Annotated in this window: 17 protein-coding genes; 9 read left to right on the top strand and 8 right to left on the bottom strand. The window is 68.2% G+C overall.

Annotation, left to right across the window (positions count from 1 at the left end):
* On the bottom strand, positions 1-537 hold a 537-nt coding region (locus LWW96_RS12950; RefSeq protein ID WP_291487610.1), incomplete at its 3' end, for a dihydrodipicolinate synthase family protein.
* Between the two features lie 220 nt (positions 538-757).
* Between LWW96_RS12950 and LWW96_RS12945 the strand changes: the two genes are divergently transcribed.
* On the top strand, positions 758-1,795 hold the full coding sequence (locus LWW96_RS12945) for a LacI family DNA-binding transcriptional regulator (protein ID WP_291487609.1): 1,038 nt from the start codon (positions 758-760) through the stop codon (positions 1,793-1,795).
* A 234-nt stretch (positions 1,796-2,029) separates the two neighbouring features.
* Here the strand turns inward: LWW96_RS12945 and ispF are convergent, their stop codons facing one another.
* Positions 2,030-2,509, bottom strand: coding sequence for a 2-C-methyl-D-erythritol 2,4-cyclodiphosphate synthase (gene ispF / locus LWW96_RS12940; protein WP_291487608.1), 480 nt, complete (start codon positions 2,507-2,509; stop codon positions 2,030-2,032).
* A 60-nt stretch (positions 2,510-2,569) separates the two neighbouring features.
* Positions 2,570-3,451 (bottom strand): 2-C-methyl-D-erythritol 4-phosphate cytidylyltransferase, encoded by an 882-nt coding sequence (locus LWW96_RS12935; protein ID WP_291487607.1) that lies wholly within the window; start codon positions 3,449-3,451, stop codon positions 2,570-2,572.
* Between the two features lie 248 nt (positions 3,452-3,699).
* Between LWW96_RS12935 and mfd the strand changes: the two genes are divergently transcribed.
* From mfd to serB, 4 genes are all read left to right on the top strand, one after another.
* A complete protein-coding gene (gene mfd, locus LWW96_RS12930; RefSeq protein ID WP_291487606.1) occupies positions 3,700-7,176 on the top strand; it encodes a transcription-repair coupling factor in 3,477 nt (1,158 codons plus the stop codon).
* 75 nt (positions 7,177-7,251) lie between these two features.
* Positions 7,252-7,911 (top strand): hypothetical protein, encoded by a 660-nt coding sequence (locus tag LWW96_RS12925; RefSeq protein ID WP_291487605.1) that lies wholly within the window; start codon positions 7,252-7,254, stop codon positions 7,909-7,911.
* Positions 7,912-8,005: 94 nt separating this feature from the next.
* Entirely contained in the window at positions 8,006-8,182 is a 177-nt protein-coding gene (locus LWW96_RS12920; RefSeq protein ID WP_291487604.1) for a DUF3149 domain-containing protein, read from the top strand.
* A gap of 126 nt (positions 8,183-8,308) precedes the next feature.
* Entirely contained in the window at positions 8,309-9,022 is a 714-nt protein-coding gene (gene serB, locus LWW96_RS12915; RefSeq protein ID WP_291487603.1) for a phosphoserine phosphatase SerB, read from the top strand.
* 32 nt (positions 9,023-9,054) lie between these two features.
* Here the strand turns inward: serB and LWW96_RS12910 are convergent, their stop codons facing one another.
* On the bottom strand, positions 9,055-9,603 hold the full coding sequence (locus LWW96_RS12910) for an Rrf2 family transcriptional regulator (protein WP_291487602.1): 549 nt from the start codon (positions 9,601-9,603) through the stop codon (positions 9,055-9,057).
* A 90-nt stretch (positions 9,604-9,693) separates the two neighbouring features.
* Between LWW96_RS12910 and ytfE the strand changes: the two genes are divergently transcribed.
* Complete coding sequence (gene ytfE / locus LWW96_RS12905; protein WP_291487601.1) at positions 9,694-10,464, top strand: iron-sulfur cluster repair protein YtfE; 771 nt, start codon at positions 9,694-9,696, stop codon at positions 10,462-10,464.
* The gene (locus LWW96_RS12900; RefSeq protein WP_291487600.1) at positions 10,461-10,931 is read left to right on the top strand and encodes a group III truncated hemoglobin; all 471 of its coding nucleotides are present in this window, start codon (positions 10,461-10,463) and stop codon (positions 10,929-10,931) included. The genes ytfE and LWW96_RS12900 overlap by 4 nt, the downstream gene beginning before the upstream one ends.
* Before the next feature lie 55 nt (positions 10,932-10,986).
* On the opposite strand, the gene LWW96_RS12895 is transcribed toward LWW96_RS12900, so the two are convergent.
* The 4 genes from LWW96_RS12895 to LWW96_RS12880 form a co-directional block, all read right to left on the bottom strand.
* Positions 10,987-11,157, bottom strand: a complete 171-nt coding sequence (locus LWW96_RS12895; protein WP_291487599.1) for a DUF5668 domain-containing protein — start codon at positions 11,155-11,157, stop codon at positions 10,987-10,989.
* 112 nt (positions 11,158-11,269) lie between these two features.
* Positions 11,270-11,482: a DUF3820 family protein gene (locus LWW96_RS12890; protein WP_291487611.1), complete on the bottom strand. Its 213-nt coding sequence runs from the start codon at positions 11,480-11,482 to the stop codon at positions 11,270-11,272.
* Positions 11,483-11,497: 15 nt separating this feature from the next.
* On the bottom strand, positions 11,498-11,860 hold the full coding sequence (locus LWW96_RS12885) for a translation initiation factor Sui1 (RefSeq protein ID WP_291487598.1): 363 nt from the start codon (positions 11,858-11,860) through the stop codon (positions 11,498-11,500).
* Positions 11,857-12,324: a DUF2721 domain-containing protein gene (locus LWW96_RS12880; protein WP_291487597.1), complete on the bottom strand. Its 468-nt coding sequence runs from the start codon at positions 12,322-12,324 to the stop codon at positions 11,857-11,859. The genes LWW96_RS12885 and LWW96_RS12880 overlap by 4 nt, the downstream gene beginning before the upstream one ends.
* Positions 12,325-12,501: 177 nt before the next feature.
* Here LWW96_RS12880 and LWW96_RS12875 point away from each other — a divergent pair, with 177 nt between their 5' ends.
* Together LWW96_RS12875 and LWW96_RS12870 are read left to right on the top strand one after the other, a co-directional pair.
* Positions 12,502-13,806: a DEAD/DEAH box helicase gene (locus LWW96_RS12875; RefSeq protein WP_291487596.1), complete on the top strand. Its 1,305-nt coding sequence runs from the start codon at positions 12,502-12,504 to the stop codon at positions 13,804-13,806.
* A gap of 127 nt (positions 13,807-13,933) precedes the next feature.
* Positions 13,934-14,686 (top strand): PAS domain-containing protein (locus LWW96_RS12870; RefSeq protein WP_291487595.1); only part of this gene is annotated, 753 nt, incomplete at its 3' end.

The raw sequence follows: 14,686 nt of genomic DNA, 5'->3' as shown, positions 1-14,686 counted from the left end.
GATGGAAGACATCGTTTCGATGTGGCCCACCCCGTCCTTGAAGCCGATGAGATTGGGGCAGCGATCGGCCAGGATGGCCAGCGACTCGGCCGTGAGCTTGGTGCGGTCGCGGTTGTAGACGATCACGCCGAACTTCACGCTCTGGCAGACCTGCGCCACATGCTCGATCAAGCCTTCCTGGCCCGCTTCGGTCAGGTAGTGGGGCAGCAGCAGGATGCCGTGGGCGCCCAGGCGCTCGGCCTCCTGCGCATGAGCAATCGCCGTGCGGGTGGGGCCACCCGCGCCGGCAATGATGGGCACCTTGCCGCGGCAGGTGTCCACGGCGGTTTTGATGATGTCGCTGTATTCGGGGCCCGAGAGCGAGAAGTACTCGCCCGTGCCGCCCGCGGCGAACAGCGCGCTGGCGCCGTAGGGGGCCAGCCACTCCAGGCGCTCGATGTAGGTCTTGGGGCGGAAGTTACCTTCTTCGTCGAAGTCGGTGATGGGGAACGACAGCAGGCCGGAGCCCATGATGGTCTTGAGTTCTTGGGGGGTCATGGTGAAAAACGGGCGGAGGATGGGGCGTTTTGAAAGGTCATACAAGTCGCAAAAATTTCGCTTGAACGGCACTAATTTCAGCAATTTACGCCAATGTTAACGTTAACATTATCAGACAACATAGTGAAAACCCTTAATTCAACAAACTTCACGCGAGTGCCGTCGCACGCGGGCGTGGGCGCTATCGGCCCGGTGCCAGGCGCCCTTAGACTCCACCACCATGCAAGCTCCTGATCCAGCCCGCACGGCCCCACCCCCTGGCCGCGACCGCCCGGCGGTCACGCTGCGCGAGGTGGCCGAACGGGCCGGCGTGTCGATGATTACGGTGTCGCGCGCCCTCAACACGCCCCAGCAGGTATCCGAACGGACACGGGAACGGGTTCAAGAGGCCGTGTCCGCCCTGGGCTACGTGCCCAACCTGATGGCGGGCGGGTTGCGCTCGGCGCGCAGCCATGTGGTGACGGCACTCGTCCCCACGCTCACGGGCCCGCTGTTTGGGGAAATGGTGCAGGCCCTCACCGATGCGCTGGAACTGCGCGGCTTTCAGGTCATGGTGGGCCAGGTGGGCTACGCCCGCTCCCGCGAAGACGCGCTGCTGCGCGCCATCGTGGGTCGGCGACCCGACGGGATCGTGCTCACGGGGGTGATGCATTCGCCCGAGGGACGGCGTTTGCTCAGGGCCTCAGGCATTCCGGTGGTGGAAACCTGGGACTTCACCGACACCCCCATCGACATGCTCGTCGGCCTGCGCCACGAAGCGCTGGGCGCGGCCGTGTGCGAGCACCTGGTCGCCCGGGGACGGCGGCGGTTGGCGCTGCTGAGCGGCGGGGACGAGCGCGCCGCGCGGCGGGCCCAGGGTTTTGCTGCCGCCGCCGCTCGCCTGGGTCTGCGCCCGCCCGCCATGCGGCTGGGCAAATCACCCACCACGCACGCAGATGGTCGCGCCGGGCTCGCGGCCCTGCTGGCCGATGCGCCCGACATCGACGCAGTGTTCTGCAGCTCCGACATGCTGGCCCTGGGCGTACTGACCGAGGCCAGGGAGCGCGCCATCGCGGTACCGCGGCAACTCGCCGTGGTGGGATTTGGCGATACCGACTTTGCCGCGACTGTCAGCCCCGCCCTCTCCACGGTGCGCATCGATGGCGCGCGCATGGGGCAGACAGCAGCCCAGTGGATCGCCGACCGGGCCGAAGGCAAAGCAGTCGCTCAGCCGGTGGTGGATATCGGCTTTTCTATCGTGGAGCGCAGCAGCAGCTGAGTGCAGGCGCGGCCCGGGCGGGCCGCGCCCCCAACCGCCCAGGGATGCTCTGCACGTGCAAAGGATCCCTAGGGACCCTCTGCACAAATCACCGCGCCGTGTGCATCTGCGGTCTCGGGTGGTCTGCTGCGTTGCAAAGCCTCGCAATAGCTGCGGCTATTGCTGCGTTTTGCGCCTTGCAGCCCCTCCCGATCCGCAGCCCACACTTGCCGCTCGATTTGTGCAGAGGGATCCCTAGGGCCGGTAGACCAGCGCCGCGGCCCGCGCCTCCATGGCCAGGCCCTGCCCCACCGGACCCAGCCGCTCGGCCGTCTTGGCCTTGACGTTGATCTGGTCCTCGTCAATTCCCACCGCGCGCGCGATGGCGCTGCGCATGCCCGGAATGTGCGATGCCAGGCGCGGCGCCTGCGCCACCACCGTGCTGTCGATGTTCCCGATCTCGAAACCGGCAGCGCGCACGCGCCGCGCCGCCTCGGCCAGTAGCACCGCCGAATCGGCGCCGCGGAACTGCGCATCGGTGTCCGGAAAGTGGCGCCCGATGTCCCCCAGCCCGGCAGCTCCCAGCAGGGCATCCGTGATGGCGTGCAGTAGCACATCCGCATCCGAATGGCCGAGCAACCCCAGGGTGTGGGGAATGTGAACGCCGCCGATCACCAGCGCCCGGCCGGGCACCAGCGCATGCACATCCCAGCCCTCGCCAATCCTGAACTTCATCCGCTTGTCTGCCTTTCGCCCGCACGGGCATGGTGAGTTGGCACGGCGCCCTGGCCGTGCTCAAAAAATCGTTTTGCGTCCCGCTTGCGCGGCGCCCTGCCCGCGGTCACCGCCAAAGCGGGCCAGCGTGGTGCCAAAGCCGCGCTGGGCCAGCACCGCCTCGGCCAGCGCGAAATCGTCCGGGTAGGTGACCTTGAAGTTCTGCGCCCCGCCCGGCACCAGGCGCGGGTGCAGGCCCATGGCCTCCATGGCGCTGGCCTCATCGGTCACGTTGCTGCCCACCTTGTCCAGCGCATCCAGCAGCGGGCCAATGCGGAACATCTGCGGCGTCTGCGCCAGCCACTTGTTGCTGCGGTCCACGGTGGAAGCCACGCGCACGCCGCCAGGACCGTCGATGGAGGTCTTGAGCGTGTCGGCCAACTGGTGGGCCAGCAGGCCGCCCACCGTGTCGTGGGCGCACACGTCGATGAGCCGCTCGATTTGCGCCGTGGTCACCAGGCACCGCGCAGCGTCGTGCACCAGCACCCAGTCGTCGCGGTGCGCGCCCCGGGCGAGCAGCGCCAGGAGCCCGCCCTGCACGGTGGCGGCGCGCGTGGGTCCGCCGCAGTCGACGACAAAAAAAGACGGATGCGCATGCGCTTCCAGAAAGCGGTCCCCCGGCGCCACGGCCACCAGCGTGCCCGCCAGCCGGTCCACGCCGGCAAAGGCCGCCAGGGTGTGCATCACCATGGGGTGCCCCGCCACCAAGTGGTATTGCTTGGGCAGCGGCGAAGGCGCCGGCGCTTCACCGGATGCACCCACCGTCGCCGGCGCCGCGGGTGCTGCCGCCACCGCGCGCGAGCCCGTGCCCGCGCAGGGCACCAGCGCCCAGAAGCGCCCGGCCGGCGGGCTGGCGAGGTGCGAGGTGGCGTGTGCTGGCTGCAGCAGCGGATCGATGGTCATGAGGGCGCCATTTTAGGGAGTCGGAATCCACCCACCCGCTCCCGTCCCCACCGAAGCCGGCAACGGGATGCGCACGGAGGTTTCCGCTGCCGGTGTGCCGAGCCCAGGGGAACGGACCGTGCCTCCGGGGCCACCGTTGCGGGGCCCGGCAAGCACTGCGACCGGGCCTAAAATGGTCCGTTGCCCCGACCAGCCCACGCCCGCGCCGCCGTGGCGCTGCGGGGCCCACCGACGACACACACGTCCGCATGGAACTGCCCAAACTCTCCCCCGGAAAACGCTTTGCCTTGCCCCGCCCCGTCGGTAGCGCCGATGCGCTGCTGCTGTCGCGCCTGGCCGAGCGCGACAAGGCCGCCGGCCGCACCACCGCCATCGTCACGGCCGACGCCACCGATGCCCAGCGCCTCATTGACGAAATGGCGTTCTTCGCGCCCACGCTGCGTTGCGCGCTGTTCCCGGACTGGGAAACGCTGCCCTATGACACGTTCTCACCGCACCAGGACCTGATCAGCGAGCGGCTGGCCACGCTGTGGCGCATCAGCCAGAAGGACAAGGACACGGGGGCGGACGTGGTGCTGGTGCCTGCCACCACGGCCCTGTACCGGCTGGCGCCGCCGTCCTTCCTGGCGGGCTACACCTTCCACTTCAAGGTCAAGCAGAAGCTGGACGAAGCCAGGTTCAAGGCCCAGCTCACGCTGGCCGGCTACAGCCACGTCTCGCAGGTGGTCAGCCCCGGCGAATACGCGGTGCGCGGCGGGCTGATCGACCTGTTCCCCATGGGGTCGCTGGTGCCTTACCGGGTGGACCTGTTCGACGACGAGATCGACAGCATCCGCACCTTCGACCCCGACAGCCAGCGCAGCCTGTACCCCGTGCCCGAGGTGCGCCTGCTGCCCGGCCGCGAGTTCCCCATGGACGACGACGCACGCGCCAAGTTCAGGAGCCGCTGGCGCGAGATGCTGGAGGGCGACCCGACCAAGAGCCGCATCTACAAGGACATGGGCGCGGGCGTGGCCACGGCCGGCATCGAGTACTACTTGCCGCTGTTCTTCGACGACACGGCCACGGTGTTCGACTATCTTGGAGACGAAGCCACCGTGGTGCTCCACGGCGACCTGGAGCCCGCGTTCCAGCGCTTCTGGCAGGACACGCGCGACCGCTTCCGCCTGGTGCAGGGCGACCCGGAGCGGCCGGTGCTGCCACCCGAGACGCTGTTCCTTTCGGCCGACCAGTTCTATACCCGCGCCAACGCCCACCCGCAGCTGTCGCTGCGCTCCGGCGTGCAGGACGTGGACAACAACCCGCACTTCCAGAAACTGGGCGACCTGTCCGTGGTGCGCGGCGCCGAAGACCCCCTGGCCCGCCTGCACGCCCACATCCGCAACACGCAGCACCGCGTGTTGCTGCTGGCCGAGAGCGATGGCCGGCGCGAGAGCCTGCTGGACTTTCTGCGCGCTTCGCAGCTGAACCCGCCCGCCTTTGACTCGCTGGCCGAGTTCCACGGCGCCCATGAAGAGAAGGTCGGCATTGCCACCGCCGGTCTCACCGAGGGTTTCAGCTGGATCGAGGACGGCATCGACTTCGTCACCGAGACCGAGCTCTTTGCCGCCGGCCCCACCACGCGCCGGCGCAAGAAGCAGGAGCAGGTGAGCGACGTCGAGGCGCTGATCAAGGACCTGTCGGAACTCAACGTGGGCGACCCCGTGGTGCACAGCCAGCACGGCATCGGCCGCTACCGCGGCCTGGTGAACATGGACGTGGGCAACAAGAACGCCGACGGCACGCCCGCGCTGCAGGAATTTCTGCACCTGGAATACGCCGACAAGGCCGTGCTCTACGTGCCGGTGAGCCAGCTGCAGCTCATCAGCCGCTACACGGGCGTGAGTGCCGACGAGGCGCCGCTGCACAAGCTGGGCAGCGGCCAGTGGGAAAAGGCCAAGCGCAAGGCTGCCGAGCAGGTGCGCGACTCGGCCGCCGAGCTGCTCAACATCTACGCCCGTCGCGCCGCGCGCGAGGGCCATGCCTTCCGCTACAGCCCGCAGGACTACGAGCAGTTCGCCAACGACTTCGGCTTTGAAGAAACGGCCGACCAGAACGCCGCCATCCACGCGGTGATCCAGGACATGATCTCGCCCCGCCCCATGGACCGGCTGGTCTGCGGCGACGTGGGCTTCGGCAAGACCGAGGTGGCCCTGCGCGCGGCCTTCGTGGCCGTCACGGGCGGCAAGCAGGTGGCCTTCCTCGCGCCCACCACGCTGCTGGCCGAGCAGCACTACCAGACGCTGGTGGACCGCTTCAGCAAGTGGCCGGTGAAGATCGCGGAGGTCTCCCGCTTCCGTTCCGGCAAGGAAATCACCGCAGCGATCAAGGGCATTGCCGACGGCACGGTGGACATCGTGGTGGGCACGCACAAGCTGCTGTCCGAATCCACCAAGTTCCACAACCTGGGCCTGCTCATCATCGACGAAGAGCACCGCTTCGGCGTGCGCCACAAGGAGCAGATGAAGCAGCTGCGCGCCGAGGTGGACGTGCTCACCCTCACGGCCACGCCCATCCCGCGCACGCTGGGCATGGCGCTGGAGGGGCTGCGCGACCTGTCCGTCATCGCCACCGCGCCGCAGCGGCGCCTGGCCATCAAGACCTTTGTGCGCAACGAGGGCACGGGCGTGATCCGCGAAGCGGTGCTGCGCGAACTCAAGCGCGGCGGCCAGTGCTACTTCCTGCACAACGAGGTGGAGACCATCGAGAACCGGCGCCAGAAGCTCGAAGAGATCCTGCCCGAGGCGCGCATCGCCGTGGCGCACGGCCAGATGCCCGAGCGCGATCTGGAGAAGGTGATGCGCGACTTCGTGGCGCAGCGCTACAACATCCTGCTGTGCTCGACCATCATCGAGACCGGCATCGACGTGCCCACCGCCAACACCATCATCATCAGCCGCGCCGACAAGTTCGGCCTGGCGCAGCTGCACCAGCTGCGCGGCCGCGTGGGCCGCAGCCACCACCAGGCCTACGCCTACCTCATGGTGCCCGACACCGAGGGCCTCACCAAGCAGGCGCAGCAGCGGCTCGACGCCATCCAGCAGATGGAAGAACTGGGCAGCGGCTTCTACCTGGCCATGCACGACCTGGAGATTCGCGGCGCGGGCGAAGTGCTGGGCGAAAACCAGAGCGGCAACATGCTGGAGGTGGGCTTCCAGCTCTACAACGAGATGCTGAGCGAGGCCGTCAAGTCGCTCAAGGCGGGCAAGGAGCCCGACCTGCTGGCCCCCCTGTCGGCAGCCACCGACATCAACCTGCACGCCCCCGCCCTGCTGCCCGACGACTACTGCGGTGACGTGCACCTGCGCCTATCGTTCTACAAGAAGCTGGCCACGGCCAGGAACCCCGACCAGATCGACGGCCTGCTCGAAGAGATCGTGGACCGCTTCGGCAAGCTGCCGCCGCAGGCCCAGACCCTCATCGACGTGCACCGCCTGCGCGTGCTGAGCCAGCCCTACGGCGTGGTGAAGGTGGATGCGGCGCCTGGCGTGATCCACATCACCTTCAAGCCGCAGCCGCCCATCGATCCGATGCGCATCATCGAGCTGATCCAGAAGAACAAGCACATCAAACTGGCGGGCAACGAGAAGCTGCGCATCGAGCGCGAGCTGAAGGAGCCCAAGGACCGCGCACAGATGGTGCGGGACGTGCTGCGCAGCCTGGGCCAGCCGCAGGTGGCGGCGTGAGGATATGCATGAAATTGGCCTCCAGCGCTTATCCAGAAAGCGCAAGCAGCTATCGTATTTATAGCAATAACCGCCATGTGGCTTGAAGCTGCGCTCACGCTCATCGCCCTGGCGGCCGCCCTGGCCGCGCGCCCGTGGCGCTTGCTGGCCAGCCGCCCGCCGCTGGTGCACGAACGCTACGGCGCCCCGTCCGCCCTGTGGACGCCCCTGCTCGCCACGCTCGTCCTGCTGCCGTGGATGTGGGCCCTGCCCACGCTGCACGCCATGCCGCTGCAGCTGCAGTGGTCCGGCGCGTGCCTGGTGGTGCTGATGCTGGGCTGGCCCCTGGCCGTCCCCGTGCTGATCGCCGTGGGCATCAGCGCCGGCCTGCTGTCACCCAGCCTGGCCTGGGCGGATGCCCTCGGGGCCATCACCTGGCTGGGCGTGGTGCCGGCCACGCTGGCGCTGGCGCTGGGCGCGGCGCTGCGGCGCTTCACGGGCACCAAGCCGTTCGTCTATGTGCTGGGCCGCGCATTCCTGGGCACGGTGGTGTGCGTGTTCTCGGCAGGCGTGCTGTCGCAATGGAGCGGCCACGCCCTGCCGGGCGTAGGGGGCGAGCTGTCGCTGGTGGCGCGCTGGTTGATGGCCTGGGGCGATGGCTTTGTCACCGGCATGCTGGCCGCCATCTTTGTGGCCTTCAAGCCGGAATGGCTGGCCACGTGGTCTGACCGGCTGTACCTGCATCAGCAGAAATGACCGCCGCGCAGAGGGGCACCGGTATTGTTGACACAGCGCAATGGATAAAGGTGCCGACAGCGCGATAGTGGTGCATCACCACTAGGAGGGTTCCATGAAGCTGTTGAACGATCTTCTGTCCACCGACTACGGCCTGATGAGCATCATTGGCATTGTGTTCATGATCGGCATGGCAGTGTTCTTTGTCCGCATGTTCCTGAGCAAGATGAAGGAGCCGCCGCAGCCCAACCCCGCAGCCGGCTTGCTGGCCGAAGCGGCGAAGCGCCACTGACGCGCCCCGCGGCGCACGCCGCCGAAGCGGCGCCCGATCATCGCGGGATACCATAGCGGGTGGCGGCCAGGGAAAGGCCCTGGCGTCCGCCCCGTCCGGTTTCCCTTTTGCCTCTTGTCAACGCGCATGATCCACGCCACCGAATTCGCCCCGGGCCTCGTCGTCCAGGGCATCGAGCCTCCGCTGTCCCTGTCGCACTACAAGCTCATCGCTTTCGACATGGACTCCACCCTCATCAACATCGAGTGCGTGGACGAGATCGCCGATGCCGCCGGCCGCAAGGCCGAGGTGGCCGCCATCACCGAAGCGGCCATGCAAGGTGTCATTACCGACTACAAGGAAAGCCTGCGCCAGCGCGTCGCCCTGCTCAAGGGCGTGACCGTGCAGCACATGGAACAGGTCTTTGCCGAACGGCTGCGCTTCAACCCCGGCGCCCAGGAGCTGGTGGCCGCCGCCAGGGCAGCGGGACTGACCACGCTGCTGGTCTCGGGTGGCTTCACCTTCTTTGCCGACCGCGTGAAGGCCGGGCTGGGCATCGACCTGGCCCGCTCCAACGTGCTGGAGGTGCAGGACGGCGTCCTCACCGGCCGTATGGTGGACCAGGCCTGGGGCGACATCTGCGACGGCGCCGAGAAGCGCCGCACCCTGCTGGAAGTGGCTTCGCTCCTGGGCATTTCGCCCGCGCAGGCCATTGCCGTCGGGGACGGCGCCAACGACCTGCCCATGATGGGCGCCGCCGGACTTTCGGTGGCCTACCACGCCAAGCCGGCCGTGCGCAGCCAGGCCAAGATCGCCATCAACGAGGGCGGCCTCAACCGCCTGCTGGAAGTTCTGCGCTGACCCTGGTGCCCCGCCCCGGCGCCAGAGCATCCCTAGCCGGCGTCCAACGCCTCGTCCTGGGTCCCTGGCACCGCCGGCTGCGGGCGGCGCCCTGCTGCGTTGCGGGGCAAGGCGACAGGCACCGGCACCAGATCCTGCGCCAGCATCTGCGCGCCGCTGGCTTCACGGCGCGCGGGCGGACCCATCAGGTCCGCCAGCGTCACACCATCCAGCACGGCCAGATAGGCCTGCATGGCGCGCCACAGCGCCCCCTTCAGGCGGCAGTGGTTGCTCAGGCGGCACTGGTCGGTGGCGGGGTCAAAGCACTCGACCAGATTGAAGTCCGTCTCGGTCGCCCGTACGACGGCACCAATATTGATGGTCGAGGCCGGCTTCATCAGGCGGATGCCGCCGCCCCGGCCCCGCGTGGTTTCCAGCAGGCCGCGCGCAGACAGCTCCTGCACGATCTTCATCAGATGGCTGCGGGAGATTCCGTAGCCCTCGGCCACCTCGGTGATCGTGACGGGCTGCTCCCGGCCCTCCGTCGCCGCACAGTACATCAGCACGCGCAGCGTGTAGTCGGTCCATTGGGTCAGCCGCATGGAATTTGCCCTGGGTCAATTGGTAGGGATGTGCAAGCCCGATTTTATTCCCTAAAATATTCACGCAATATGAATCTTTAAAGGACCACCATGAACGCCCGCCTCGATCCCCTGCCCGTCGCATCCCCGGCTCCCGCTGCGCTGACCGCCCAGCAGCCCATCGGACAGATTGCCGTGCAACTCCCCGGAGCCACCGCGGTGTTCCGGCGCCTAAAGCTTGACTTCTGCTGCGGCGGCCAGATCAGCCTGGCCCAGGCCGCGGCCGACAAGGGGCTGGATGCGCAAGCCATCCTGGCGGAACTGGCGGCCCTTCAGCGCAGCGATGCCGTGCCCGAGGCCGCGTCCGCCAGCGCACTCATCGACCATATCCTGGTGCGCTACCACGAGGTGCACCGCGCCCAGTTGCCCGAGTTGATCCGCATGGCCCGCCGCGTGGAGGCCGTGCACCGGGACAATCCGCAAGTGCCTGCCGGCCTGGCCGACCACCTGGAGGCCATGCACGAAGAGTTGCTGTCGCACATGCTCAAGGAGGAGCAGGTGCTGTTCCCCATGCTCCAGCGGGGCGACAACCCGTTCGTGGGCCAGCCCATCAGCATGATGCGGGCCGAGCACGTGGACCATGGCGAGGCGCTCGATGTGCTGAACGCGCTGACAAACGACGCCACCCCGCCCCAGGGCGCCTGCAACACCTGGCGCGCGCTGTATGCCGGCATTGCCCAGTTGGGTGACGACCTGATCAACCACATCCACCTCGAAAACAATGTGCTGTTTCCTCCGTTCGAGGCCCGCGCCGAGCAAAGCGCACAAGGTTGCGGCCCGTCAGGCTGCGCCTGCAGCGGAGCTGGCACACTGCAGGCATGACCGACGCCCTGGCGGCCCCCACCTCCGCCGCACCTGCCCCGACCGCACCATACGCCCAGCCCAGCGTAGAGAGCATCACGCGGCTGGTGCATGGCTTTTATGGCGATGTGCGAAAGGACCCCTTGCTGGGCCCGGTGTTTGAAAAAACCCTGCACGGCCGCTGGGACGCGCACCTGCAGCGACTGGTGGACTTCTGGAGCACCGTGGCGCTGGGCACCCGCAGCTTTCGCGGCAATGTGTTCGGCAAGCACATGGCGCTGCAGGGCGTGACCCCGGCGCATTTCGCTGCGTGGGTGGGGCTGTGGCAGGAGCACACAAGCCGCCTGTTTGCGCCGGAGGTGGCGCAGGACCTGCAGGTGGCCGCGCATGGCATTGCCCGCAACCTGTTCCGGGGCTATTTCGGTAGCGACCCGGCCTTCGTGCGCCCCCCTGCGCACGACCACGGGCACGGCCCGGCGGACGCCTGAGAGCGTGCTCGTGCCCCGCAGGCCTTATCGGGGCCTTGCCGGGCTTTATCGAGGCCTACCGGCCCTTGCCGGGCGTGAAGAACAAGGCCACGCCCACGGCAATCAACGCCACGGGCCACCATACACGCAACACCTCACGCAGGCTGATGCTGATCAAGCCCAGATTGGTGAGCAGAAAAAACACGCCCAGCAGAACCAGGACGATCGCCGCAATATTGCCCCTCATGGATTTCCCTCTCGAAGGTTGAATAACAGGATAGCCCGCCGGTGGGCCGGCTGGTGCGCAGTGCGCCGCCGCTCCGGGCCGCCGCGGCAAACCACCAGCGCAAGCGCGAAGCTTACCGCCGGCGCAGCGGCTCCAGCAGGTGCGACAGGCCGTTGTGGTCGATCTCGTGCATCAGCGCCAGCAACCGGCCCAGCTCGCCCCGCGGAAAGCCTTCGCGGGCAAACCATGCCAGGTAGTTGCTCGGCAGATCGGCCAGCACGGTGCCCTGGTGCTTGCCGTAGGGCATGGGCAGCGACACCAGGCGCTGCAGGGCATCGGGGTCGATGGGCGCCATGGACCGTCACCCTCCGGCCCGCTTGACCTGGTAGCCCAGCTTTTGCAGCGCCTGCATCACGCGCTCCACGTGGTCCCCCTGCACTTCGATCACCCCATCCTTCACGGTCCCGCCGCTGCCGCAGGCGGTTTTCAGCTGCTTGCCCAGGTGCACCAGGGCCGCTTCCTCTTGCAGCACGCCCTTGACGAGCGTGACCGCCTTGCCGCCGCGGCCCTTGGTCTCGCGCGAAACGCGCACGATGCCGTCGCCCGCCGGCACCGGCTTGTTCTTCTTGCACTCGCACTGCGCCACCGGGCGGCGGCAGCCGGGGCACATGCGGCCCGACTCCGTGGAGTAAACGAGCCCGCCGAGCTGTGCCAGAGACTTCATGGGTGCCCTTCCATTTCCTGCTGCAGCAGGTGAAAGTCCAGGACGCGCGTGGCCAACAGCGTCTCCGTCAGAAAGCAGACCAGCGCCAGCAGAAATGAGGCCACCCCGGCCAAGAAGCCGCCCACCGCGAGGCGGTTGGGCTGGAAGCTCGTGGTTTCGCCGAGGAACAACAGGATGATGGTGAGGCCGATCAGGACCGCGCAGAACGTGAGCAGCCCGATGCAGCCGTTGGACAAGCGCCCGCGCACGCGCAGGTCGGCCAGTTCGATGTACGCCCGCCTCAGCAACTCCGGGTCGCCGCTGGCCCGGGCGCGGTCTTCCACGACACGGCCGCGGTCGATGATGCGGGCCAGCCGCCCGGCAACGGCACCGATCATGCCCGTCACCGCCGTGAGCAGGAACACAGGAGCCACCGCCAGCTGGATGCCGTGGGTGATGGTGGAGGAATCGAGGGGTAAGGCCATGGAAGCGTGGGGCGAAGGGGGATCAAGGCGAACAGCGCCGCGACAGGCGCCAATTATCGCGGCGCCAGGGACCAAGGATGCGCGGCACCCCGCAGCGGTGACAATGCGCCGTTGTCCCCTCCTTTACTTTCCGCGGCCCAGGCGCCTTTGTGCCCGCCGCCCCGCTCACCCATGCCCATGTCCTTTGCCGCCCTCGGTCTGTCCCCTGCCCTCGTCCACGCTGCGGGTGGGGCGGGTTTCGCGGAGCCCACGCCGATCCAGGCCGCGGCCCTGCCGCCCGCCCTGCAAGGCCGTGATGTGATCGGCGCAGCCCCCACGGGCTCAGGCAAAACCGCCGCGTTTGTGCTGCCCCTGCTGCAGCAATGGGTGCCCGAGACGCACGGTGGCCCGGGCCGACGGCGGCGCACGCGCGCCCTGGTGCTGGTGCCCACCCGCGAGCTGGCGGCCCAGGTGGGCGAAGTGTTGCGCAGCGTGGGCCAGCACCTGCAGCAACCGCCCAAGGTGGCGGTGGTGTTTGGCGGCGTTTCCATCAACCCCCAATTGCTGGCCCTTCGGGGCGGTGCCGACGCGGTCGTGGCCACGCCCGGGCGGCTGCTGGACCTGGTGGCGCACAACGCCTTGCACCTGGACAGCGTGCGCCACCTGGTGCTGGACGAGGCGGACCGGCTGCTGGACCTGGGGTTTGCCGACGAACTGGCCCGCGTGCTGGCCCTGTTGCCGCCTGCGCGGCAAAGCCTGTTTTTCTCGGCAACCTTTCCTCCGGCCGTGCAGGCCCTGGCCGACAGCCTGCTGAATGCCCCGGTGCGCGTCGAGGTGGCGGCCCCGCCCGCCGCAAGCGGAGCGGCGGCGATCGTGCAGCGGGCCATCGCGGTGGATGCCGCGCGCCGCACCCAGCTGCTGCGGCATCTGGTGCAGCAGCAGGCCTGGTCCCGGGTGCTGGTGTTCGTGGCCACCCAGTATGCGGCGGAGCACGTGGCCGAAAAGCTCTACAAGGCCGGCATCTATGCCACCCCCTTCCACGGCGGGTTGAGCCAGGGCGCACGCACCCAGATACTGCGGGAGTTCAAGGACGAGCGCTGGCAGGTGGTCGTCACCACCGACCTTGCAGCGCGGGGCATCGACATTGCCCAGCTGCCGGCCGTGGTGAACTTCGACCTGCCCCGCTCGGCGGTGGACTATGTGCACCGCATCGGCCGCACCGGCCGCGCGGGCGAAACCGGCGTCGCCGTGAGCTTTGTGACGGCCGACGCCGAGGCGCACTTCCGGCTGATCGAAAAGCGCCAGCAGCTGCAGCAGCCCCGGGAGGTGCTGCCCGGCTTCGAGCCCACGGAACAGCCGCCGCAGCGGCCCCAGGGTGCAGGCGGCATCAAGGGTAAAAGACCCAGCAAGAAAGACAAGCTGCGCGCGGCCCAGGCGGCCGCCGAAGCTGCGCCCGGCCAGCCCGAGGGGGCAGCGCAGCCCCACGCGCCCGCACAGCGCTGACGGCCGGAAGCCGGCGGGCGCGCCTGGGCGGGCGCCGCGGTGCGCGGGACGTCTGGGCGACAGCCCGGATTCCCATGCCTTCGTTCCGGTGCCACAATGGGCTATTACCTTTGGTTACCGCCACCCCATGTTCCACGACCTCCGTCTGTTGCAGTTGCTGCCGGCGGCAGTGCTCGTCACGCAAGAAGGCGCTATCCGCTTTGCCAATGCCGCCGCCGTGGAGCTGCTGGAGGCGCCGGACACCGAGGCGCTGATCGGCCGGCTCTCGGCCGACTTTGTGCACCCCATGGACAAGAGCCGTTCGTCCCGCCGGATTCAGCTGGTGGCGGAGCCCGAACAGGCCGGGCGGCCGAACAAGTCGTCCGAATTCCGCATCCGGACCCAGGCCGGCCATCTGCGCATGGTGCTGATCAGCAGCGTGGCGGTGGACTGGGAGGGTGCGCCCGCCGTCCTGATGTGCGGGCTGGACATGACGCACCAGAGCGAAATCGAGGCCCAGCTGCGCGAAAGCGAGCAGAACTTCCGCCGCCTGTTCGACAACATGCAAGACGTGTACTACCGCACCGACGCCAAGGGGGTGGTGCAGCATGTCGGGCCGGGTGTGCGGCGGGTGCTGGGGTATGAGCCCCATGAGATCGAAGGCCGCACGGCAGAGTCCTACTACCCCCAGAGTTCCGACCGGGACGCCTTCAAGGCGGCCATCCTCGCCAAGGGCGAGGTGTCCGACTTTCCCGGCCAGATGGTGCGGCGCGATGGCACGGTGATCGACATTTCCATCAGCAGCCACGCGCTGTACGACCAGGCCGGCAACTTCGCAGGCGTGGAGGGCATTTACCGCGATGTGACGCAGCGCAAGAACCTGGAGCGCGACCTGCAGCGC

The organism is Acidovorax sp., assembly GCF_021287135.1.
Taxonomy (GTDB): domain Bacteria; phylum Pseudomonadota; class Gammaproteobacteria; order Burkholderiales; family Burkholderiaceae_C; genus Acidovorax.
This window is presented reverse-complemented; position numbering and strand designations above follow the sequence as displayed.